Raw genomic sequence first — 18,445 nt, forward strand, 5'->3', positions numbered from 1 at the left:
CCAATATCGTCTATGATAATTTTATATATTTTTCAATTCTTCAATACGGGATTGAACAGCTTTATATTTGGCTTCATAATCAAGCTTTTTGGCTTTTTCTTCATCGACCACTGATTGAGGAGCCTTGCTTACAAACCGTTCATTGCTTAATTTATTGTTTACCCGTTCTACTTCTTTTGTCCATTTTACAAGTTCTTTTTCCAATCGGGCTACTTCTTCCTCTACATTTAATAAACCTTCCAAAGGCAGAAACAGCTCCGCTCCTGTTACGACTGCACTCATCGCTTTTTCAGGGATGGTGATCGATGTTCCCATCGTTAGCGTTTCAGGATGGCAGAAACGATCCAAATAAGCTTCATTTTTTTCGAGCTGCGCCAATACCTTTTCATCCTGCGCTCTAATCAGCAATTTTATCGGCTTGCTCATTGGTGTATTTACTTCTGCCCTGATATTCCGTACAGCACGAATAATTTCAATCAGAAGCTTCATTTCCTCTTCAGCTTCGCGATCCGTTAATTCATGCTTTTCTACAGGCCAGGAGGATTCTGTAATGGATTCGCCTTCGTGAGGAAGGTTCTGCCATATTTCTTCTGTAATAAACGGCATGAATGGATGCAGCAGACGCATGGTTTGATCAAGTACGTAAGCTAAAATGGAACGGGTTGTTTTTTTAGCTTCTTCATCTTCCCCGTTCAACGGAAGCTTCGACATTTCGATATACCAGTTGCAGAAATCATCCCAGATAAAATTATAAAGCGTGCGGCCGACTTCGCCAAACTCATAGCGGTCTGCCAGACTCGTTACGTTTTTAATCGTGTCATTCAGACGGGTAAGAATCCAATGATCTGCAACTGATTTTTTTCCGGACAAATCAATTTCATCAAACGTCAAGCCATCCATATTCATCAAAGCGAAACGGGAAGCATTCCAAATTTTATTCGCAAAATTCCATACAGATTCTACTTTTTCCATTGAAAAACGCAAATCTTGTCCTGGTGATGAACCAGTTGACAGGAAGTAACGAAGAGAATCTGCACCATACTGCCCAATTACATCCATCGGATCAACGCCGTTACCAAGCGATTTAGACATCTTTCTGCCTTCAGCATCCCGAACCAGTCCGTGAATTAAAACATCCTTAAATGGTCTGGTTCCCGTAAACTCAAGCCCCTGGAAAATCATTCTTGAAACCCAGAACGCAATGATATCATAGCCCGTGACAAGAGCTGCAGTCGGATAATACCGCTTGAAGTCTTCAGCATTTTCATCCGGCCAGCCCATTGTTGAAAACGGCCATAAAGCAGAGGAGAACCAGGTATCCAGCACATCATTGTCCTGGTTCCAGTTTTCAGGGTCTGAAGGAGCATCTTCTCCAACATAAATCTCTCCTGTCTCCTTATGGTACCAGGCAGGTATACGGTGTCCCCACCATAGCTGACGGGATATGCACCAGTCTCTGATGTTTTCCATCCAGCGTACATATGTCTGTTCAAAACGGTTTGGAACAAAGTTTACTTTGCCATCTCCGTTTTGCAGATCGATCGCTTTTTCAGCAAGAGGCGCCATTTTCACAAACCACTGAGTGGATAAATAAGGTTCTACTACTGCTCCGCTTCGTTCAGAGTGGCCAACCGAATGCAGATGCTCTTCTATTTTAAACAACACGCCCTGGTCCTGAAGATCTTTCGTAATTTGTTTCCGGCAGTCAAAGCGGTCCATTCCCTGATACTTGTCTGCCTGCTGGTTCATCGTACCGTCTTCATTCATTACAAGAACGCGTTCAAGATTATGTCGATTGCCGATCTCAAAATCATTCGGATCATGAGCCGGTGTGATTTTTACAGCTCCGGAGCCAAACTCCATATCCACATAATCATCTGCTACGATTGGAATTTCACGTCCCACAATCGGTAGCGTAACTGTTTTTCCGATAAGCGCTTTGTAGCGTTCATCTTCAGGGTGAACAGCGACAGCCGTATCGCCAAGCATGGTTTCAGGACGCGTGGTGGCAATTTCAATGGATCCGCTGCCATCTGTTAATGGGTAGCGCATGTGATAGAATGCACCCTGTACATCCTGATGAATCACTTCTATATCTGACAAAGCTGTTTTTGTAGCCGGGTCCCAGTTAATAATGTATTCACCGCGGTAGATTAATCCTTTTTCATATAAAGAAACAAACACCTTTTGAACCGCTTTAGACAAGCCTTCATCAAGCGTAAAACGTTCACGGGAATAATCAAGCCCTAAACCAAGCTTTGACCATTGCTCACGGATATGGCCGGCGTATTCATCTTTCCACTTCCAGCTTTCTGCAACAAAAGCTTCCCTGCCAAGGTCATAGCGGGAGGTTCCCTGTTCTTTCAGCTTTTGTTCAACCTTAGCCTGTGTGGCGATTCCAGCGTGATCCATTCCCGGCAGCCATAGTACATCATAGCCCTGCATTCTTTTCATACGCGTTAAAATATCCTGAAGCGTCGTATCCCAGGCGTGGCCAAGATGCAGCTTCCCAGTTACATTGGGCGGAGGAATCACAATCGTATAAGCCTCTTTATCCGCATCGCTTTTTGCTTCAAAAACCTTCTTCTTCAGCCACCACTCGTACCGGCCTTTTTCAATGGCCAATGGATCGTATTTAGTCGGCATTGACAGTTCTTTTGTATCCATTTCTCTTCCTCCTCAGATTTTATAATTGTTGTCTGGTTTTCAACTCGCATTCAGGGATATTCCACCAATACTGTTAAAAACAATAAGTAAAAAACAAAAAAACTCCTCTCGCCTGTAAAAGGACGAAAGGAGCGAATTCGCGGTACCACCTTTTTACACAAAATATTAAAATTTTGTGCACTCAATTCCGTTAACGGTGTTTAACCGGCTATAAATTAATAAGGATAGACTCCTGTTCATTTAAGCAGCTCATGGGGGACTTCCTCGGTTTCGGTTCTGGAAATTCTCTCAGCTAATGAATTTCTTCTCTGAAGAACGAAAGATCGTGTACTCTTCCCAATCAACGCTTTTAGTATGTATTTCTATAGTAGCGGATGTTGGACATGTACGTCAATATTTTGATGAAGAATGTCCATTTTTTCAGTTCTGCATATACTATCAGATGTTGATACATGGAAAGGAAGAAACAAAATGGCTAAAAGAATGTTTCCAAAGCCCATGCCTCCCTGGTGGAAAAAATGCCGCACGAGCTGTCAGGCGCTGATTATTCCCTTTTGCTGTTTCCAGACCGTGCGGCTAATTTTGCTTCCAACTACTTTTGACGTACTTCTTCTCGGCATTTTAATCGGGATTGCCTGTGTTCTTTATTTTGAATGGATTTAAGGGATCCACACAAGCTTGCCTTTTTCAAATGGCGCCCTGGACTCAAATTGATTGCTCTTCATCAGTTGAATCATTGAAACACCATAGCGCTCAGCAACCATTTCAGGGGTTTCATCCTGCTGGGCAATATGAATTCTGATTGTCGTCATTTCTTCTTCCAGCAATGATACAAAACTCATTAAAGCCTGATCATCACTGCGCTCTGAAGAATCCTCATCGTTTTCAGTTTCACTTGCAGGGTCATCCGCTTCCTTAGTCTCAACCCCGTTGTAATAGTCAGCAGTTGTATAATCTTCATTATAGGGTGCATAGAGTGACTCTGCAGCAGGGGTCGCTCTTACTTCATTTTCCGGTATAACCATTGTTTCAGATGCGATGAACGGCTCGATTTCACTCTGAGCATTTTGCTTCACCGAGCTTGCTTGATCATCAAGATCAAACTCTACCTGCTCCTCCTGAGGCAGCTGTCCATTCCACTCATTCAACGGATTAGGCAAAAGCCGGATAGGCAGTTCATGCACTTCCTCGCGATCTTCTTCGAGTGTTTCTGTCCCCTCTTCAGATTCTTCTTGAGCCTCATGGATAACAGGTTGAACCGCTTCAGTCTGCGATACCCCATCCACAACAATATCAGCTTGAATGGATAAGAGACGTTCGTCTTTTAATTCATAATCGATGTGTTCAATATAGACATCCAATAAATGAATATTTGAGACACGAGAAGAAGATACCGCTACCGTTATTGGAAAGTAGTGCTCAAACTCAAGCTGCTCGTCCTGCGGATGGTTAATAACCTGAATGCGGTCATAGCCTCTGTACTTATGTTCATCATAGCCCGACTGTGTACTTGCGATACCTTCCCCGGCCAAATAAAGTGATCCCTCAATCAAAATATGGTCAGCATGCTCAGTAATTGAAACGCTCGGTTCAAAAGAAAGCGAACGAATTTCTTTTAAGCCGATTTCTCCATCAAGAACAATTGATTCATTCAGCGATAGGGGCATGTGATTTTTCTTCATCATTTCCTCCCTCATTTCTCCATTTGCAAAACTCCTACTCTTGCTTTATATGCAAATATCAAAAAGAATATGACGGAATACAAACGGGAAAGGGTCAAATACATTTTTAGCCGGCTCTTTTTAAAGACCTTTTCAGCAGGAAAACAGTAGCAGGTGCAGCAGCAAATAATATAAAAAAGATCCTGAACAAGTGAAAACTTGTCACTGTGGAAACATCTGCTCCAACAGAATAAGCAGTTATCGCCATTTCCGCTACGCCGCCTGGTGCAGCGCTTAAAAACATATCAATCAAAGGAAACGAAAAAACAGAGTTTAATGCAAAAGATAGTCCTATGCAAAACAAAATCAACGCCAAATTAATCCCCACCACAATGACAAGCGGCTTTATTGATAATAATCCCCTTAGTCCCTCCATTTGCAAACCAAGATGCGCTCCAAGCAGAATCTGGGCAGCTGCAATAATGGTTTCAGGAAGAGCAAACGGGCTGGAGGTAAGAACATTGTATGCCACTACACTAAGCAGCGGCGCAAGCATAAAAGGAATGGGAAAATGTGCCCTCTGCATTCCCTTTAAGACAGCGAGTACTGAAGCAGCAAGCAGGAATAACCACAAAAATGGCACGCTGGTGATCATAGGCTGAATAGACGCGGTTGTCTGTTCTTGTGCAGCGGGGAAAAAGAATGTCACTAGAAACGGAACTACTGTTATAACGAGCAGGATACGGATAGTTTGCATTAACGCGACCGCTGAAGGCTGTGCACCTTTTACTTCTTCACTAAGCAGCACCATCTGGGACAGCCCTCCCGGAAAACTTCCAAGTAATGCGGTCTGATAAGGATATTCTGTATTTTTTGAAAGCGTAAGTGCCGAAACGGCAGTAAATCCTGTGATCAATAATGTCAAGACCAGCATGAGAGGCAAATGAAGCACCATAATCATCAGCGCTTGTGAAGTAAAGGAGGTTCCCATCTGAACGCCAACAATTAAAAGGCCTGTATTTCGTAACCAGTTTGGCCAGTAAAATGGCCAGTCCGTACTATTGCGCAGAATCATCATGATGATCAACGGTCCTAATAACCATGGAAGAAAGATTCCACCTGCGTAAAAAACGAAGCCCATTCCAGTGGAAAATAAAGCCGTTAAGAAAAACCATTTCCATTTAGAATTTGCCATACTCTCCACCTTCTTCCTGCCTTAAAGTATAACAAAAAACCGGTCTCAGGCTGATATATCCTGGACCGGCAAAAAAATCATCTTGTTGAAATAGCTTTGAATGAAGCCTCTACTGCCTGCAGTGTTTTTTCTACATCCTCTTTTGTGTGAGCAGTGGATAAGAACCAGCCCTCGAATTGAGAAGGAGGCAGAAAAACCCCATTGTCAGCCATATGTCGGTAAAATTCTGCGAATAATTGTAAATCTGCTGATTTAGCCTGATCAAAATTAGTTACTTTTTCGTTAGTGAAGAAAAAGCCAAGCATGGAGCCCGCACGATTAACGGTATGAGGGATCGAATATTCAGCAGCTAAAGCTGTGAACCCCTCTTCAAGCATATCACCGAGCTCGGTAAAGTACGCATAGGATTCAGGTGTCAGCTGTGATAAGGTTTCGTACCCTGCTGTCATAGCAAGAGGGTTGCCTGATAACGTTCCAGCCTGGTAGATAGGACCTGTTGGTGCTATTTGATCCATAATATCCTGACGTCCACCGAAAGCCCCTACAGGAAGTCCGCCTCCAATTACTTTGCCAAGGCACGTCAGATCAGGGGTAACACCAAGATGTCCCTGTGCACAATGATAGCCTACCCGAAATCCGGTCATGACTTCATCAAATATCAGAAGTGACTCGTACTCCGTCGTAATCTCTCTAAGCTTTTCAAGAAATCCCTCTATAGGAGGCACAACGCCCATATTCCCTGCCACCGGTTCAACGATGACAGCTGCAATTTCAGAGCCAAATTCGTTAAATACATATTGAATCGATTCCAAATCATTATAAGGTACCGTGATCGTATTTTGCGCAATACTTTTCGGTACACCGGGGCTGTCCGGCAGACCAAGCGTTGCTACACCTGATCCTGCTTTAATGAGAAGACTGTCTCCATGACCATGGTAGCAGCCCTCAAACTTCACAATTTTATCGCGGCCGGTAAATCCGCGAGCCAGCCGGAGTGCACTCATTGTAGCTTCAGTGCCGGAAGAAACCATTCGGACTTTTTCTATAGAAGGCACCCGGTCAATGACCAGTTTCGCCAGCTTGTTTTCAAGCGTCGTTGGTGCTCCAAAGCTTGTCCCTCCCGCTGCAATTTCCTGAATAGCAGAAACGACCTTGTCTTGAGCATGACCCAGTATTAATGGTCCCCATGAAAGGACATAATCGATATACTCATTGCCATCGATATCGTAAATCTTCGAGCCTTTTCCTTTTTCCATGAAAATGGGATCCATGTTTACAGATTTAAATGCGCGGACAGGGCTGTTAACGCCACCCGGCATAAGTGTTTCTGCTTCAGTAAATGCCTCTTTCGAACGGTTGTAATTTGGCATTTTCATCCCTCCATATCGATTAGTTTGACAGCCAGGCTGCAGCATCTTTTGCGTGATACGTAATAATCAGATCTGCACCTGCTCGTTTCATGCTCGTTAGTTTTTCCATCACAATTTCTTTTTCGTTTACCCAGCCATTTTGTGCAGCTGCTTTTATCATCGAGTACTCACCACTTACATTGTAGGCAACGACAGGAAGCGGAAACCGGTCTTTTACATCTCTCATTATATCAAGATAGGACAAGGCAGGTTTAACAATCAAAAAGTCCGCTCCTTCATTTACATCACTTTCTGCTTCGCGCAGCGCCTCAAGGCGGTTAGCAGGGTCCATTTGATAGGTCTTGCGGTCGCCAAACTGGGGAGAACTGTGAGCAGCATCCCGGAACGGACCGTAAAAGCTTGAAGAATATTTAACTGCATAGCTCATGATTGGTACATCCTCAAAACCTGCGTCATCCAGGCCGCTGCGGATCGCTGCAACAAAGCCGTCCATCATATTCGATGGGGCAATAATATCAGCACCGGCTTTTGCTTGGCTGACAGCTGTCCGGGCTAATAAATCAAGAGTGGGGTCATTTAGGACTGAACCATTTTCGATAATTCCGCAGTGGCCGTGATCTGTATATTGGCACAGGCAGGTATCAGCAATAACGACTAATTCAGGAAACTCGCTTTTAATCAGGCGGGTCGCCTCCTGCACAATCCCATGATCATGGTAAGCCTGTCCGCCAAGCGGATCTTTTTCTTTCGGTACACCAAAAAGAATAATTGATTTAATGCCCAATTGGACAAGCTCAGTCATTTCTTTGATAACCCCATCCAAAGAAATATGATACACACCAGGCATGGAAGAAACTTCGTTATGAATATTTTCACCTTCTACAACAAATAAAGGGTAAATCAAATCTTCTTTACGAAGCCAGGTTTCCCGCACCATGGATCTGAGTGATTCTGACGTGCGGAGACGTCTGTGCCGATCGAATTGTATTTCTTTCATTTCTGATTCCTCCTAAACTTCCTTATTTATATGCGCAGCGATGGCTTCTATCATCGCCTCCATTGTATATACCCCGGGTTCAACGTGAACCGGCAGTCTACATTTCACTAATTCCTCTGTCGTTGTCGGTCCTATACTGGCAATGATCCATTTTCCTTGCTTCAAGGCTTGAAAGAGATGATCATCCTCCTCGACGATGCCGACAAAATTCCGGACAGCAGAAGGGCTGGCAAATGTGATAACCGAAAAGTCATTTTGTTTAAAAGCTTTCACCAATTTTCTTCTGCTTTCCTCAGGTTTAATGGTTTTATAAAGCACCCATTTATCACACTGAATTGCGCGCTGCTGGAACGCATTAAGGATCGTGGGCCGGGCTAGATTACCCTGCGGAAAAAGGACGCGACCTTCGTCTGCCAGGTCATAAGGAAATTCCTTAATAAAATCTGCCGCCCGGAAGCTTTTTGGACAAAAAGCAATAGAGTAACCCTGACTTTTTACGTAATTCGCTGTTTTTTCTCCGATGACTGCTATTTTGATCGATTTCAGCCATTCAGAGTTTTGTTTCTTAAACCAGTTGATGGTATATACAGCACTGTTTCTGCTGGTCAATACCACCCAGGAATATAAAGGAAGTTTTCGAATGATTTCATGTTCATTACCGCTTTTGATTGCTTGTGTCTCAATCATCGGGACAATTATTGAACGACCCTGCCGCTCAGCTGCCAGTTCTTGATCCTCCAGGGCGGAGAGATAGGGCCTGGTAAGCAATATGGTCTTCCCGTTTAATGAGCTCTTCATTTTACTGTCCTTCTTGTTCAGCTTTCACCTGATCAATCAGTGCCTTCGCACCTTGTTTCGTTAGAATAGCTGCTGCTTCATGACCGATTTCCATTGGATCTTTACCGGTTACCACTTCTTTATAAACGGTTTTTCCATCAGGAGAAGCAACCAGTGCAGTTAAAGAAATCATATCATCCTGCAGAGTCGCATAGCCCGCTATAGGAACTTGACAGCCGCCCTCCATTTTATGAAGAAAAGCGCGTTCAGCTATGACTGTCACTTCTGTTTCTGGATTTGTAAATTGATCGAGAAGCAGCCGCAGCTCAGCATCATCTTCACGGCACTCTATGGACAGGGCGCCCTGACCGATAGCCGGAAGGCAGACAGACGGCTCTAAAAATTCTGTTACAATATCAGCGGACCAGCCCATTCTTGACAGGCCTGCAGCAGCAAGGATAATAGCATCAAAATTTTCTGTTTTCAGCTTATTCAGACGCGTGTCGATATTCCCTCTGATCCATTGGATCTTTAAATCCGGACGATTCATAAGGATTTGAGCACTTCTTCTTAAACTGCTGGTTCCAATAATGGAGCCTGCCGGCAGCTGTGAAAGAGTCTGTCCGCTATTTGTTATTAAGGCGTCCCGTGGATCCTCGCGATCCGGTATACTTCCGATCACAAGCCCCTCAGGAAGTTCAGCCGGCATATCCTTCATACTGTGGACGGCCATATCAATTTCTCCATCGATCATCGCCTGCTCGATTTCTTTAACAAACAACCCTTTTCCGCCTACTTTTGACAGCATGACGTTTTGAATCTGATCCCCTTTTGTTACAATTTCCTTTATCTCAAAATCAGTCGATGGATCCAGCGCCTTTAATTGATCTATTACCCAATTAGTTTGTGTCATTGCCAGTTTGCTTCTTCTTGAACCTACAATAATTTTTCGCATTTTACTTAATTCCTCCTATGTACAAGGGCAGTGACGGACTCGCCACCTACTGCCTGTTCCTTTACTGCCTGCTCACCCTGCTTCATCGCAGCCAGCACACCTAATTAATCATTATGAGTACCAAAAATGGAAAGAAGACCATCTGCCTCCCAGCAGGAAATTGATCAGAAGGCACAGAAATGCTGCTATATTCAGCATTGCCAATGTTTTTCCTGATAAACCCTTTCCTACCTTCACATACAGGAATACCCCGTAGATAGCCAATAAGAAGAAGGAGCCTACGATTTTGACGTCATACCAGATCATATAGGGAAGCGTGATGATTGCCCACTGAACACCTAAAATTAAGCTGAGCAGCAGCATCGGGAACCCAATCACGTTTAGAATGAAGGATCCTTTTTCCAGCCTTGATAAATCTGTTATTCTCTGAAGCTTCTGTCCCCATTTCTTTTGTTTCAGCATCCGATATTGCAAGAGATAGAGAATGGAAAAAACAACAGAGAGAGAAAATGCCCCGTATGATAATAATGCGATCGTGATGTGAATGAGCAGCAGCTCTGACATCAGTCTTTCTGCAGCAGCATTGGTTGATGCCTGTATAGGGGCAAATGTGTGAATAGCCATAAAAATAAAACCGATCACATTGACAAAAAAAACGGTGAAGTCTACACGCATCAGGCGATTAATCGCTAATGACAGTGTAACCAACACCCACGCATAAAAATAAATCCCTTCAAAAAGGGTAAGAACAGGGACTCTTCCCGTTCTAATCATGTATAAAATTAAAAAGATTGTTTGAAGCACCCAAACAACTGCTAAAAGCCAGAAGGCAAGACGATTTGCCTTCTGGTTCTTTTGTAGAAAATCCATAAAATAGAGCAGGACACTTAAGGAATAAAGGATAATCATAACCTCATGGAGACGAGTCATTGACAATTCAAACATCTGTAATCCCCCGCTCAGGGCTGTAAGGAAAGCTGCGGTTCAGGCTTTGCCAACCAGTCTGATTCTTTTGCTTCTTCATCAGAAGTATGGAGTGAGCCTTTTACCTGATCTTCCAGGTTAAAAATTTTCATGAAAAGCTCCAGCTTTTCATCTCCATCCGGTAAAGCCGCCAGTTCCTTCGCTTGTAAAATCGGATCCTTTAACAGCTGATTAATAATGCTTTTAGTATGCTTGTTCAGGATTTTACGTTCCCGCTCGGTTAAACTTGGCATTTTCCGCTCTATGCTTTGCATGGTTTCAGCCTGAACTTCCAGGGCTTTTTCACGCAGTGCAGATATAACCGGCACCACACCAAGCATATTAAGCCATTCCTTAAAATTCACGATCGTTTCTTCCACCATGATTTCAATCGCTTCAGCGGCCTGTTTTCGCTCTGCAAGATTCGCTTGAACGATTCCTTCCAAATCATCAATATCATATAGAAATACATTATCAAGCTCATTGATTGCAGGATCAAGATCCCGTGGAACTGCAATGTCCACCATGAAAAATGGACGGCCTTTTCGCATCCGTTCTACATATGTCATCGCTTCTTTATCAATCAGTGCATCTTTTGAACCGGTGGAAGTAATTAAAATATCAGCTTCCATCAGCGCGCACTGCAGCTCACGCATTTCTTTGGCCTGTCCTTCAAACTTAGCTGCCAGCGCCTGAGCTTTTTCAAAAGTACGATTAATGACAGTAATCTTGGTAGCACCGCTGCCTTGCAGGTTTTGTATGGCCAGTTCTCCCATTTTCCCTGCACCAAGAATCAGAACATGCTTTTTATTTAAGTCACCGAAAATTTTCTTAGCTAGCTCTACAGCAGCATACGAAACAGAAACGGCGTTTGACGCAATATCTGTTTCAGAATGAGCTTTTTTCGCAAGTGTGATGGATTGCTTGAACAATTCATTAAAAACTGTGCCCGTAGCACCCACCTGCTGGGCAGTAAAAAAGCTTTTGCGAACCTGGCCAAGAATCTGTGTTTCTCCGACGATCATCGAATCCAGGCCGCAGCTCACTTTAAATAAGTGCTCCATCGCACCATCTTTTTCATATATAAATAAATAAGGACTGAACTCTTCCTTACTTATGCCGAACCAATTTGCTAAAAAATCTTTTATATAATAACGACCTGTATGAAGCTGATCCACGACTGCGTAAATTTCTGTACGGTTGCACGTAGATACAATCACGTTTTCCAGAATGCTTTTTTTAGTCTGCAGAGACTCCATTGCATGCTGAAGATCCGCTTCCTGAAAAGAAAGACGCTCTCTTATCTCAACAGGGGCCGTTTTGTAATTCAACCCTACCACTATAATGTGCATGTTTTGAATGACACCCCCACCATTTAATCATTACTTCTATTATAACACGTCAAAATCTGTGCCATTGTTTCAAATGTGAACATCCCTTGAAACCACTTTCGACACTGTTGGTCACGTTTTCACATAATGCACAGGAATACTGCCTGCATCGCACCATTATGTGACAGTTATCTCTTTTCTAGAGTACCAAAGTGTAAAGATTGTTTCAACAGATCGGCTCAATTTCCAAGACCTTACCTCGTATAGCTATTATTGCCTAGGATGAAATCATTAAACCCATCCTTATGTAATTTTTTCTGACAGATCATTATTCCTTTTAATTAAACAATAATAGTGTGGAAGGGATCTTCTGAAAATGGTACTAAAAAGAGGCTGGACATACATCATGTCTCAGCCTAGTTGACCGGTTCGCTGCGTTTTTGAAGGGAACTCATCAGGAAAGCCGGTGAGCTTTCAAGGGATATGACCTTCAAAGCATCACTTGCAGTTATATTCTGCTGAAGCCGCCCCATTTACACCAGCCATATTTTATTCCATAGCTATATTTCTGATAAATTATGAATCACTCATTTGTTTCGTAATAAATCTCCATGCTTCTTCTTTTCCTAATCCGGTTTCAGATGAAAACATAATTAATTCGTCACCGTCTTCTACTTGCATTTCACGTCTCGTTATACTCATGTGCTTTTGCCATTTTCCTTTAGGAATTTTATCAGCTTTGGTTGCAACAATCAGACATGGAATATCAAAATGCTTTAAAAAGTCATACATCATCACATCATCTTTTGTTGGAGGGTGCCGCAAATCAACAATCAGAACAACAGCTTTTAATGGCTGGCGGTCAGTCATGTATGTCTCAATCATTTTCCCCCAAGCTGCACGTTCTGTTTTTGATACCTTTGCGTAACCATAGCCAGGCACATCAACAAAATAAAGCATTTCATTAAGCAAATAAAAATTCAGTGTCTGGGTTTTCCCCGGCTTTGATGAAATTCTAGCAAGGGATTTCCGGTTGATCATCTTATTGATAAATGAAGATTTGCCAACATTTGAACGCCCAGCAAGAGCGAACTCAGGAAGTCCGCCCTCTGGGTATTGTTCTGGTTTAACTGCGCTTATAACGATCTCTGATTTAGTTATTTTCATTTTTCATCACCAACTAATGCCCGTTCAAGTACTTCGTCCACATGTGAAACAAGTATAAAGGTTAATTCGTTACGTATGCTTTCCGGAATATCATCTATATCCCGTTCATTATCCTTTGGAATAATAATCGTCGTTAAGCCTGCGCGATGAGCACTCAGAGATTTTTCTTTTAATCCTCCGATTGGCAATACTCTTCCTCTAAGGGTTACTTCGCCAGTCATGCCAATTTCTCTTCGTATCGGGCGATTGGTTAAAGCGGAAACGAGAGCTGTCACGATCGTGATTCCGGCAGAAGGACCATCCTTTGGTACAGCACCTTCTGGCACATGTATGTGTATATCATATTTTTCATGGAATTGTTCTTCAAGATTTAACTCTCTGGCCTTGGAGCGCACAAATGAAAAGGCAGTTTGTGCCGATTCTTTCATGACATCGCCAAGTTTTCCCGTCAGGACAAGCTTTCCTTTTCCGGGTGATAAGGACACTTCAATTTGGAGCGTGTCTCCGCCAACAGTTGTGTAAGCAAGTCCAGTTGCAACTCCGATCTGATCCTCTGTTTCTGCCTGACCGTAGCGGAACTTTCGTTTACCGAGAAAATCAGCGAGACTGTTTGATGTCACGACAACCCGTTTTTTGTCTCCGCTGACGATAATTTTTGCTGTTTTCCTGCTGATGGTGGCAAGCTGGCGTTCTAAGCCGCGGACACCGGCTTCCCGTGTATGGTACCGCACAATTTCCTGTACTGCATCGTCACGAAGCTGAAGCTTGCTTTTTGTTAAACCATGCTCCTTTAACTGTTTAGGAAGCAGATGATCTTTAGCAATATTGACCTTTTCCTGTTCTGTGTAACCCGCAATGTTGATAATCTCCATCCGGTCTCTCAATGGCCCAGGAATAGTTGACAGATTGTTTGCTGTGGCGATAAACAGCACTTTTGAAAGATCGTAGGGCTCTTCAATGTAATGGTCGGAGAATGAATTGTTTTGTTCAGGATCAAGCACCTCAAGCATGGCTGAAGAAGGGTCTCCCCTGAAATCATTTGACATTTTATCAATTTCATCCAGTAGAAATACCGGATTTACGGTGGTCGCTTTTTTCATTCCCTGAATAATACGCCCCGGCATTGCTCCAACATACGTCCTGCGGTGTCCACGTATTTCTGACTCATCCCGCACTCCTCCAAGCGATACACGAACAAACTTGCGGCCAATGGATTCTGCAATAGAGCGCGCCAAACTTGTCTTACCAACTCCAGGAGGTCCTGCCAGGCAAAGAATCGGTCCTTTAAGAGACTTCGTCAGCTGCTGCACTGCCAAATATTCTAAAACGCGTTCTTTCACTTTCTCAAGTCCATAATGGTCGCGGTTTAAAATTTCTTCAGCACGTTTAATGTCCAGATCATCCGAAGTTGATTTGGTCCACGGGACCTGAATAAGCCAGTCAATGTAATTTCGAATTACTGAGCTTTCTGCAGAAGTAGAAGGGATTTTTTCATATCGATCCAGCTCCTTCATTGCTATTTTAAGCACATTTTCCGGCATTTCGGCTTTCTTTATTTTTTCGGCTAAATCCGCTACTTCACCTGATTTGCCGTCTTTATCTCCTAATTCTTTCTGGATCGCTTTCATCTGTTCACGCAGATAATATTCTTTTTGAGTGCGTTCCATTGATTTTTTAACGCGCTGCCCTATTTTCTTCTCAAGACTCAGCACTTCTTTTTCGTTATTAATGGTTTCAATAACACGTGTAATTCTTTTTTTAATATCTGTTGTATTAAGAAGCTCCTGTTTCAGCTTTAGCTTTAACGGAAGATGAGATGCAATAATATCTGCAAGTCTTCCCGGTTCTTCTATGTCGGTCACCGTGTTTAACGTTTCTGTGGATACTTTCTTGGACAGATTGATGTACTGTTCAAAGTAATCGGTCAGCGTTCTCATTAGTGCTTCCAGTTCAGCTGTTTTATCTGGCGAATCCGGAACGGTTTCCACTTCTACTGTGTAGTGGGTTGATTCATCAAGGAATGATGTGATCTTCGCACGTTCCAATCCTTCTACCAGCACACGAATCGTACCGTTTGGCAGCTTTAGCATTTGCTTTACCTTCGTTAGAGTTCCCATAGAATAAAGGTCTGTCTGTTCAGGCTGATCTACTGTCATATCTTTTTGGGTGGAAAGAAAAATTAAGTGGTCATCCATCATTGCTTTTTCAAGAGCCTGCACAGACCGTTCTCTGCCTACATCCAAATGCAGGACCATTGTCGGGTACACAAGCAGTCCTCTCAGGGGAAGCAGCGGTACGGTATGGTTGTTCTTTTCTGACATTAAAACTGCACCTCCGTTATTGTAAGACCTGATTCATTTTTCATGTCAGGTACATTTGTTTACTCGATTAAAATAAATTAAATGATGTAGTTACTGTACCCTTTTCTAGGGGTCAGCATCCATGATCATGCTTATAATGGCAAAAAAAACTGACTCGATAGTGGGTCTAACGAGTCAGCCTCTATATTCCTTCAATTTTAAGCAGAAGTTTTCTGTTCATCACTTGGGCCGATTTTTGTACCATCTTCTAGGACAAGAATAGGACGTTCATTGCGTTCAACTGTTTCCTGGGTGATGATACATTTTTTTATATCTTCACGGGAAGGCAGATCGAACATGACATCAAGCATGATATTTTCAATAATGGAGCGAAGTCCCCGAGCTCCTGTTTTGCGCTCAATGGCGTTGCGGGAAATCTCAAGAAGTGCACCTTCTTCAAATTCAAGCTCTACATCGTCAAGTTCAAGCATTTTCTGGTACTGCTTCACTAAAGCATTTTTTGGCTGTGTCAAAATAGAAACCAACGCTTCTTCATCAAGCTGTTCAAGAGTAGCTGTGACCGGAAGACGGCCGATAAACTCAGGGATTAATCCGAATTTCAAAAGGTCCTCAGGTACAAGCTTAGCAAGCAGTTCTCTTTCTTTCACATCGCCTTTGTTTGGATCTGATCCAAAACCAATGACTTTTTGACCAAGACGCCGTTTTACAATCTGGTCCACCCCGTCAAATGCTCCTCCACAAATAAAGAGGATGTTGGTTGTATCAATCTGGATGAATTCCTGATGAGGATGCTTTCGTCCACCTTGTGGGGGAACGCTTGCTGTTGTTCCTTCAAGAATTTTAAGCAATGCCTGCTGCACCCCTTCACCTGAAACATCCCGGGTAATAGACGGATTTTCGGATTTACGGGCCACTTTATCAATTTCATCAATGTATATAATACCTTTTTCAGCACGCTCTACATCGTAATCAGCCGATTGAATCAGCTTGAGCAGGATATTTTCAACATCCTCCCCTACATACCCGGCTTCGGTCAGAGACGTTGCATCTGCAATTGCAAACGGTACATTTAATATGCGGGCTAAGGTCTGCGCCAGAAGCGTTTTACCTGAACCAGTCGGTCCAATCAGGCAAATATTACTTTTTGACAGCTCTACATCGTCCACTTTGCTGTTTGAATTAATCCGTTTATAATGATTATATACAGCTACAGAAAGAGATTTCTTTGCTCTTTCCTGGCCAATCACGTATTCATCAAGTATGCCCAGGATTTCCTTCGGCTTGGGAACATCTTTAAATTCCACTTCTTCTTCCGTACCCAGCTCTTCTTCTACGATTTCTGTGCAAAGCTCGATACATTCATCACAAATATATACGCCTGGACCCGCAACTAATTTACGAACCTGCTCCTGCGTTTTTCCACAAAAAGAACATTTAAGCTGTCCTTTTTCATCATTAAATTTAAACATTACGTTCACCCCTTATTTCAAACTCATATCATACTTGTGATGCACATTTATGACAAGTATTATGCTCTTATTCTGTACACCTTCATGCAAAAACAGCTTATATTAAAATTGTAACACAGCGGTTAATGAGACGGAAATATCATGAACTGTACAATATGCAGATGTGTGCTTTGTCCAAAGGACTATGTAAAATTGATATGTATGTAGAAAACAAGGCACGAATACCTTCGCGCCCTGCATTTCTATATATATTATTACCTTACGTAAAATTATGCAACTGTTTGACTGTTGTCAACAAGAAAATCGATCGCTTTTTGCATTTTCAGATCATTTTCAAGTACTTCTGTAGATCCGCCCAGAGCCGTTTTAATCTGCTCAACTGACATACCAAACTGCTCAGTCATTTTGCTTAGTTCGTTTTCAACATCTTCTTCTGTTACTGTGATGTTTTCAGCTTCTGCAATGGCTTCAAGAGTAAGATTTGTACGAACGCGTTTCGCTGCATCTTCTTTCATTTGACCTCGAAGAGCTTCTTCGTCCTGGCCGCTGAACTGGAAGTAAAGCTCAAGGTTCATGCCTTGAGAAGACAGGCGCTGTTCAAATTCCTGAAGCATACGGTCGACTTCAGTTGTAATCATTGCTTCTGGAACATCAATTTCTGCGTTTTGAGATGCCTGCTCCAATAAAGAATCGCGAAGAGCTGCTTCAGAAGTGTTTTTCTTTTCTTCTTCCAGGCGGGCTCTTGTTTTTTCTTTAAGCTGATCAAGTGTCTCCACTTCTTCGTCGTCTGTTTCTTTTGCAAACTCATCATCAAGAGATGGAAGCTCTTTAGCTTTAATTTCGTGAACTTTCACTTTGAACACTGCAGGTTTTCCGGCAAGTTCTTCAGCATGGTATTCTTCTGGGAAAGAAACTTCAACATCCTTTTCTTCTCCGGCAGAAAGACCAACAAGCTGTTCTTCAAAGCCCGGAATAAATGAACCCGAACCAATTTCAAGAGAATAGTTTTCCGCTTGTCCGCCTTCAAACGCTTCTCCATCAACGAATCCTTCAAAATCAAGAGTAACAGTGTCGCCGTTTTCGATTGCACCTTCTTCTTTCACAACAAGCTCTGCCTGGCGCTCCTGAAGAGTTTTCAATTCAGCTGCAACATCGTCTTCAGTTACTTCTGTTTCCATTTTTTCCACTTCAAGTCCTTTGTATTCACCTAATTTAACTTCAGGCTTCACAATAACTTTCGCAGTGAAAATAAGCTCTTTGCCTTTTTCCATTTGCTCTACATCAATTTCTGGACGGTCTACCGGCTGAATGCCAGCTTCCTCTACAGCATTTGCATAGGCTTCAGGAAGAATCAGGTCAAGTGCGTCCTGATAAAGAGATTCCACACCGAAACGTTTTTCAAACATCTGACGCGGCATTTTTCCTTTACGGAAGCCAGGTACATTAATTTGCTTAACGACCTTTTTAAATGCATCATCTAATCCTTTGTTTACAGTTTCAGCATTAACTTCTACAGTTAATACTCCAACATTTCCTTCTTGTTTTTCCCATTTTGCTGACATACTCAATTCC

Annotated in this window: 14 protein-coding genes and 1 other annotated feature; of the genes, 1 reads left to right on the forward strand and 13 read right to left on the reverse strand. The window is 42.7% G+C overall.

Annotation, left to right across the window (positions count from 1 at the left end; genetic code table 11):
* Positions 1-21 precede the first annotated feature (21 nt).
* Complete coding sequence (locus P6709_RS04370) at positions 22-2,667, reverse strand: valine--tRNA ligase (RefSeq protein ID WP_278239658.1); 2,646 nt, start codon at positions 2,665-2,667, stop codon at positions 22-24.
* Positions 2,668-2,782: 115 nt separating this feature from the next.
* Positions 2,783-3,020, reverse strand: a binding site (T-box leader).
* Positions 3,021-3,138: 118 nt separating this feature from the next.
* On the opposite strand from P6709_RS04370, the gene P6709_RS04375 reads away from it, so the two are divergent.
* Positions 3,139-3,330, forward strand: coding sequence for a hypothetical protein (locus tag P6709_RS04375; protein ID WP_278239659.1), 192 nt, complete (start codon positions 3,139-3,141; stop codon positions 3,328-3,330).
* Here P6709_RS04375 and P6709_RS04380 read toward each other — a convergent pair.
* The 12 genes from P6709_RS04380 to tig form a co-directional block, all read right to left on the reverse strand.
* Positions 3,327-4,349, reverse strand: coding sequence for a hypothetical protein (locus P6709_RS04380; RefSeq protein ID WP_278239660.1), 1,023 nt, complete (start codon positions 4,347-4,349; stop codon positions 3,327-3,329). The genes P6709_RS04375 and P6709_RS04380 overlap by 4 nt on opposite strands.
* 106 nt (positions 4,350-4,455) lie before the next feature.
* Complete coding sequence (locus P6709_RS04385; protein ID WP_278239661.1) at positions 4,456-5,523, reverse strand: AbrB family transcriptional regulator; 1,068 nt, start codon at positions 5,521-5,523, stop codon at positions 4,456-4,458.
* 77 nt (positions 5,524-5,600) lie between these two features.
* Positions 5,601-6,893, reverse strand: a complete 1,293-nt coding sequence (gene hemL, locus P6709_RS04390) for a glutamate-1-semialdehyde 2,1-aminomutase (protein WP_278239662.1) — start codon at positions 6,891-6,893, stop codon at positions 5,601-5,603.
* A 19-nt stretch (positions 6,894-6,912) separates the two neighbouring features.
* Positions 6,913-7,890, reverse strand: coding sequence for a porphobilinogen synthase (hemB, locus tag P6709_RS04395; protein ID WP_278239663.1), 978 nt, complete (start codon positions 7,888-7,890; stop codon positions 6,913-6,915).
* A gap of 12 nt (positions 7,891-7,902) precedes the next feature.
* Positions 7,903-8,688 (reverse strand): uroporphyrinogen-III synthase, encoded by a 786-nt coding sequence (locus P6709_RS04400; protein ID WP_278239664.1) that lies wholly within the window; start codon positions 8,686-8,688, stop codon positions 7,903-7,905.
* A gap of 1 nt (position 8,689) precedes the next feature.
* Positions 8,690-9,622, reverse strand: a complete 933-nt coding sequence (gene hemC, locus P6709_RS04405; protein WP_278239665.1) for a hydroxymethylbilane synthase — start codon at positions 9,620-9,622, stop codon at positions 8,690-8,692.
* Between the two features lie 111 nt (positions 9,623-9,733).
* Positions 9,734-10,567, reverse strand: a complete 834-nt coding sequence (locus P6709_RS04410; RefSeq protein WP_278239666.1) for a cytochrome C assembly family protein — start codon at positions 10,565-10,567, stop codon at positions 9,734-9,736.
* A 14-nt stretch (positions 10,568-10,581) separates the two neighbouring features.
* Positions 10,582-11,937 carry a glutamyl-tRNA reductase gene (gene hemA / locus P6709_RS04415; protein ID WP_278239667.1) on the reverse strand — a complete coding sequence of 452 codons (1,356 nt, stop codon included), beginning with the start codon at positions 11,935-11,937 and terminating at the stop codon, positions 10,582-10,584.
* A 555-nt stretch (positions 11,938-12,492) separates the two neighbouring features.
* Positions 12,493-13,083, reverse strand: a complete 591-nt coding sequence (gene yihA / locus P6709_RS04420; protein WP_278239668.1) for a ribosome biogenesis GTP-binding protein YihA/YsxC — start codon at positions 13,081-13,083, stop codon at positions 12,493-12,495.
* A complete protein-coding gene (lon, locus tag P6709_RS04425; protein WP_278239669.1) occupies positions 13,080-15,404 on the reverse strand; it encodes an endopeptidase La in 2,325 nt (774 codons plus the stop codon). The genes yihA and lon overlap by 4 nt, the downstream gene beginning before the upstream one ends.
* Before the next feature lie 197 nt (positions 15,405-15,601).
* Complete coding sequence (gene clpX, locus P6709_RS04430) at positions 15,602-16,873, reverse strand: ATP-dependent protease ATP-binding subunit ClpX (RefSeq protein WP_278239670.1); 1,272 nt, start codon at positions 16,871-16,873, stop codon at positions 15,602-15,604.
* Positions 16,874-17,142: 269 nt separating this feature from the next.
* Positions 17,143-18,435 (reverse strand): trigger factor, encoded by a 1,293-nt coding sequence (tig, locus tag P6709_RS04435; RefSeq protein WP_278239671.1) that lies wholly within the window; start codon positions 18,433-18,435, stop codon positions 17,143-17,145.
* Positions 18,436-18,445 lie beyond the last annotated feature (10 nt).

Origin of the sequence: Jeotgalibacillus sp. ET6 (genome assembly GCF_029667115.1) — a bacterium.
Taxonomy (GTDB): Bacteria; Bacillota; Bacilli; order Bacillales; family Jeotgalibacillaceae; genus Jeotgalibacillus.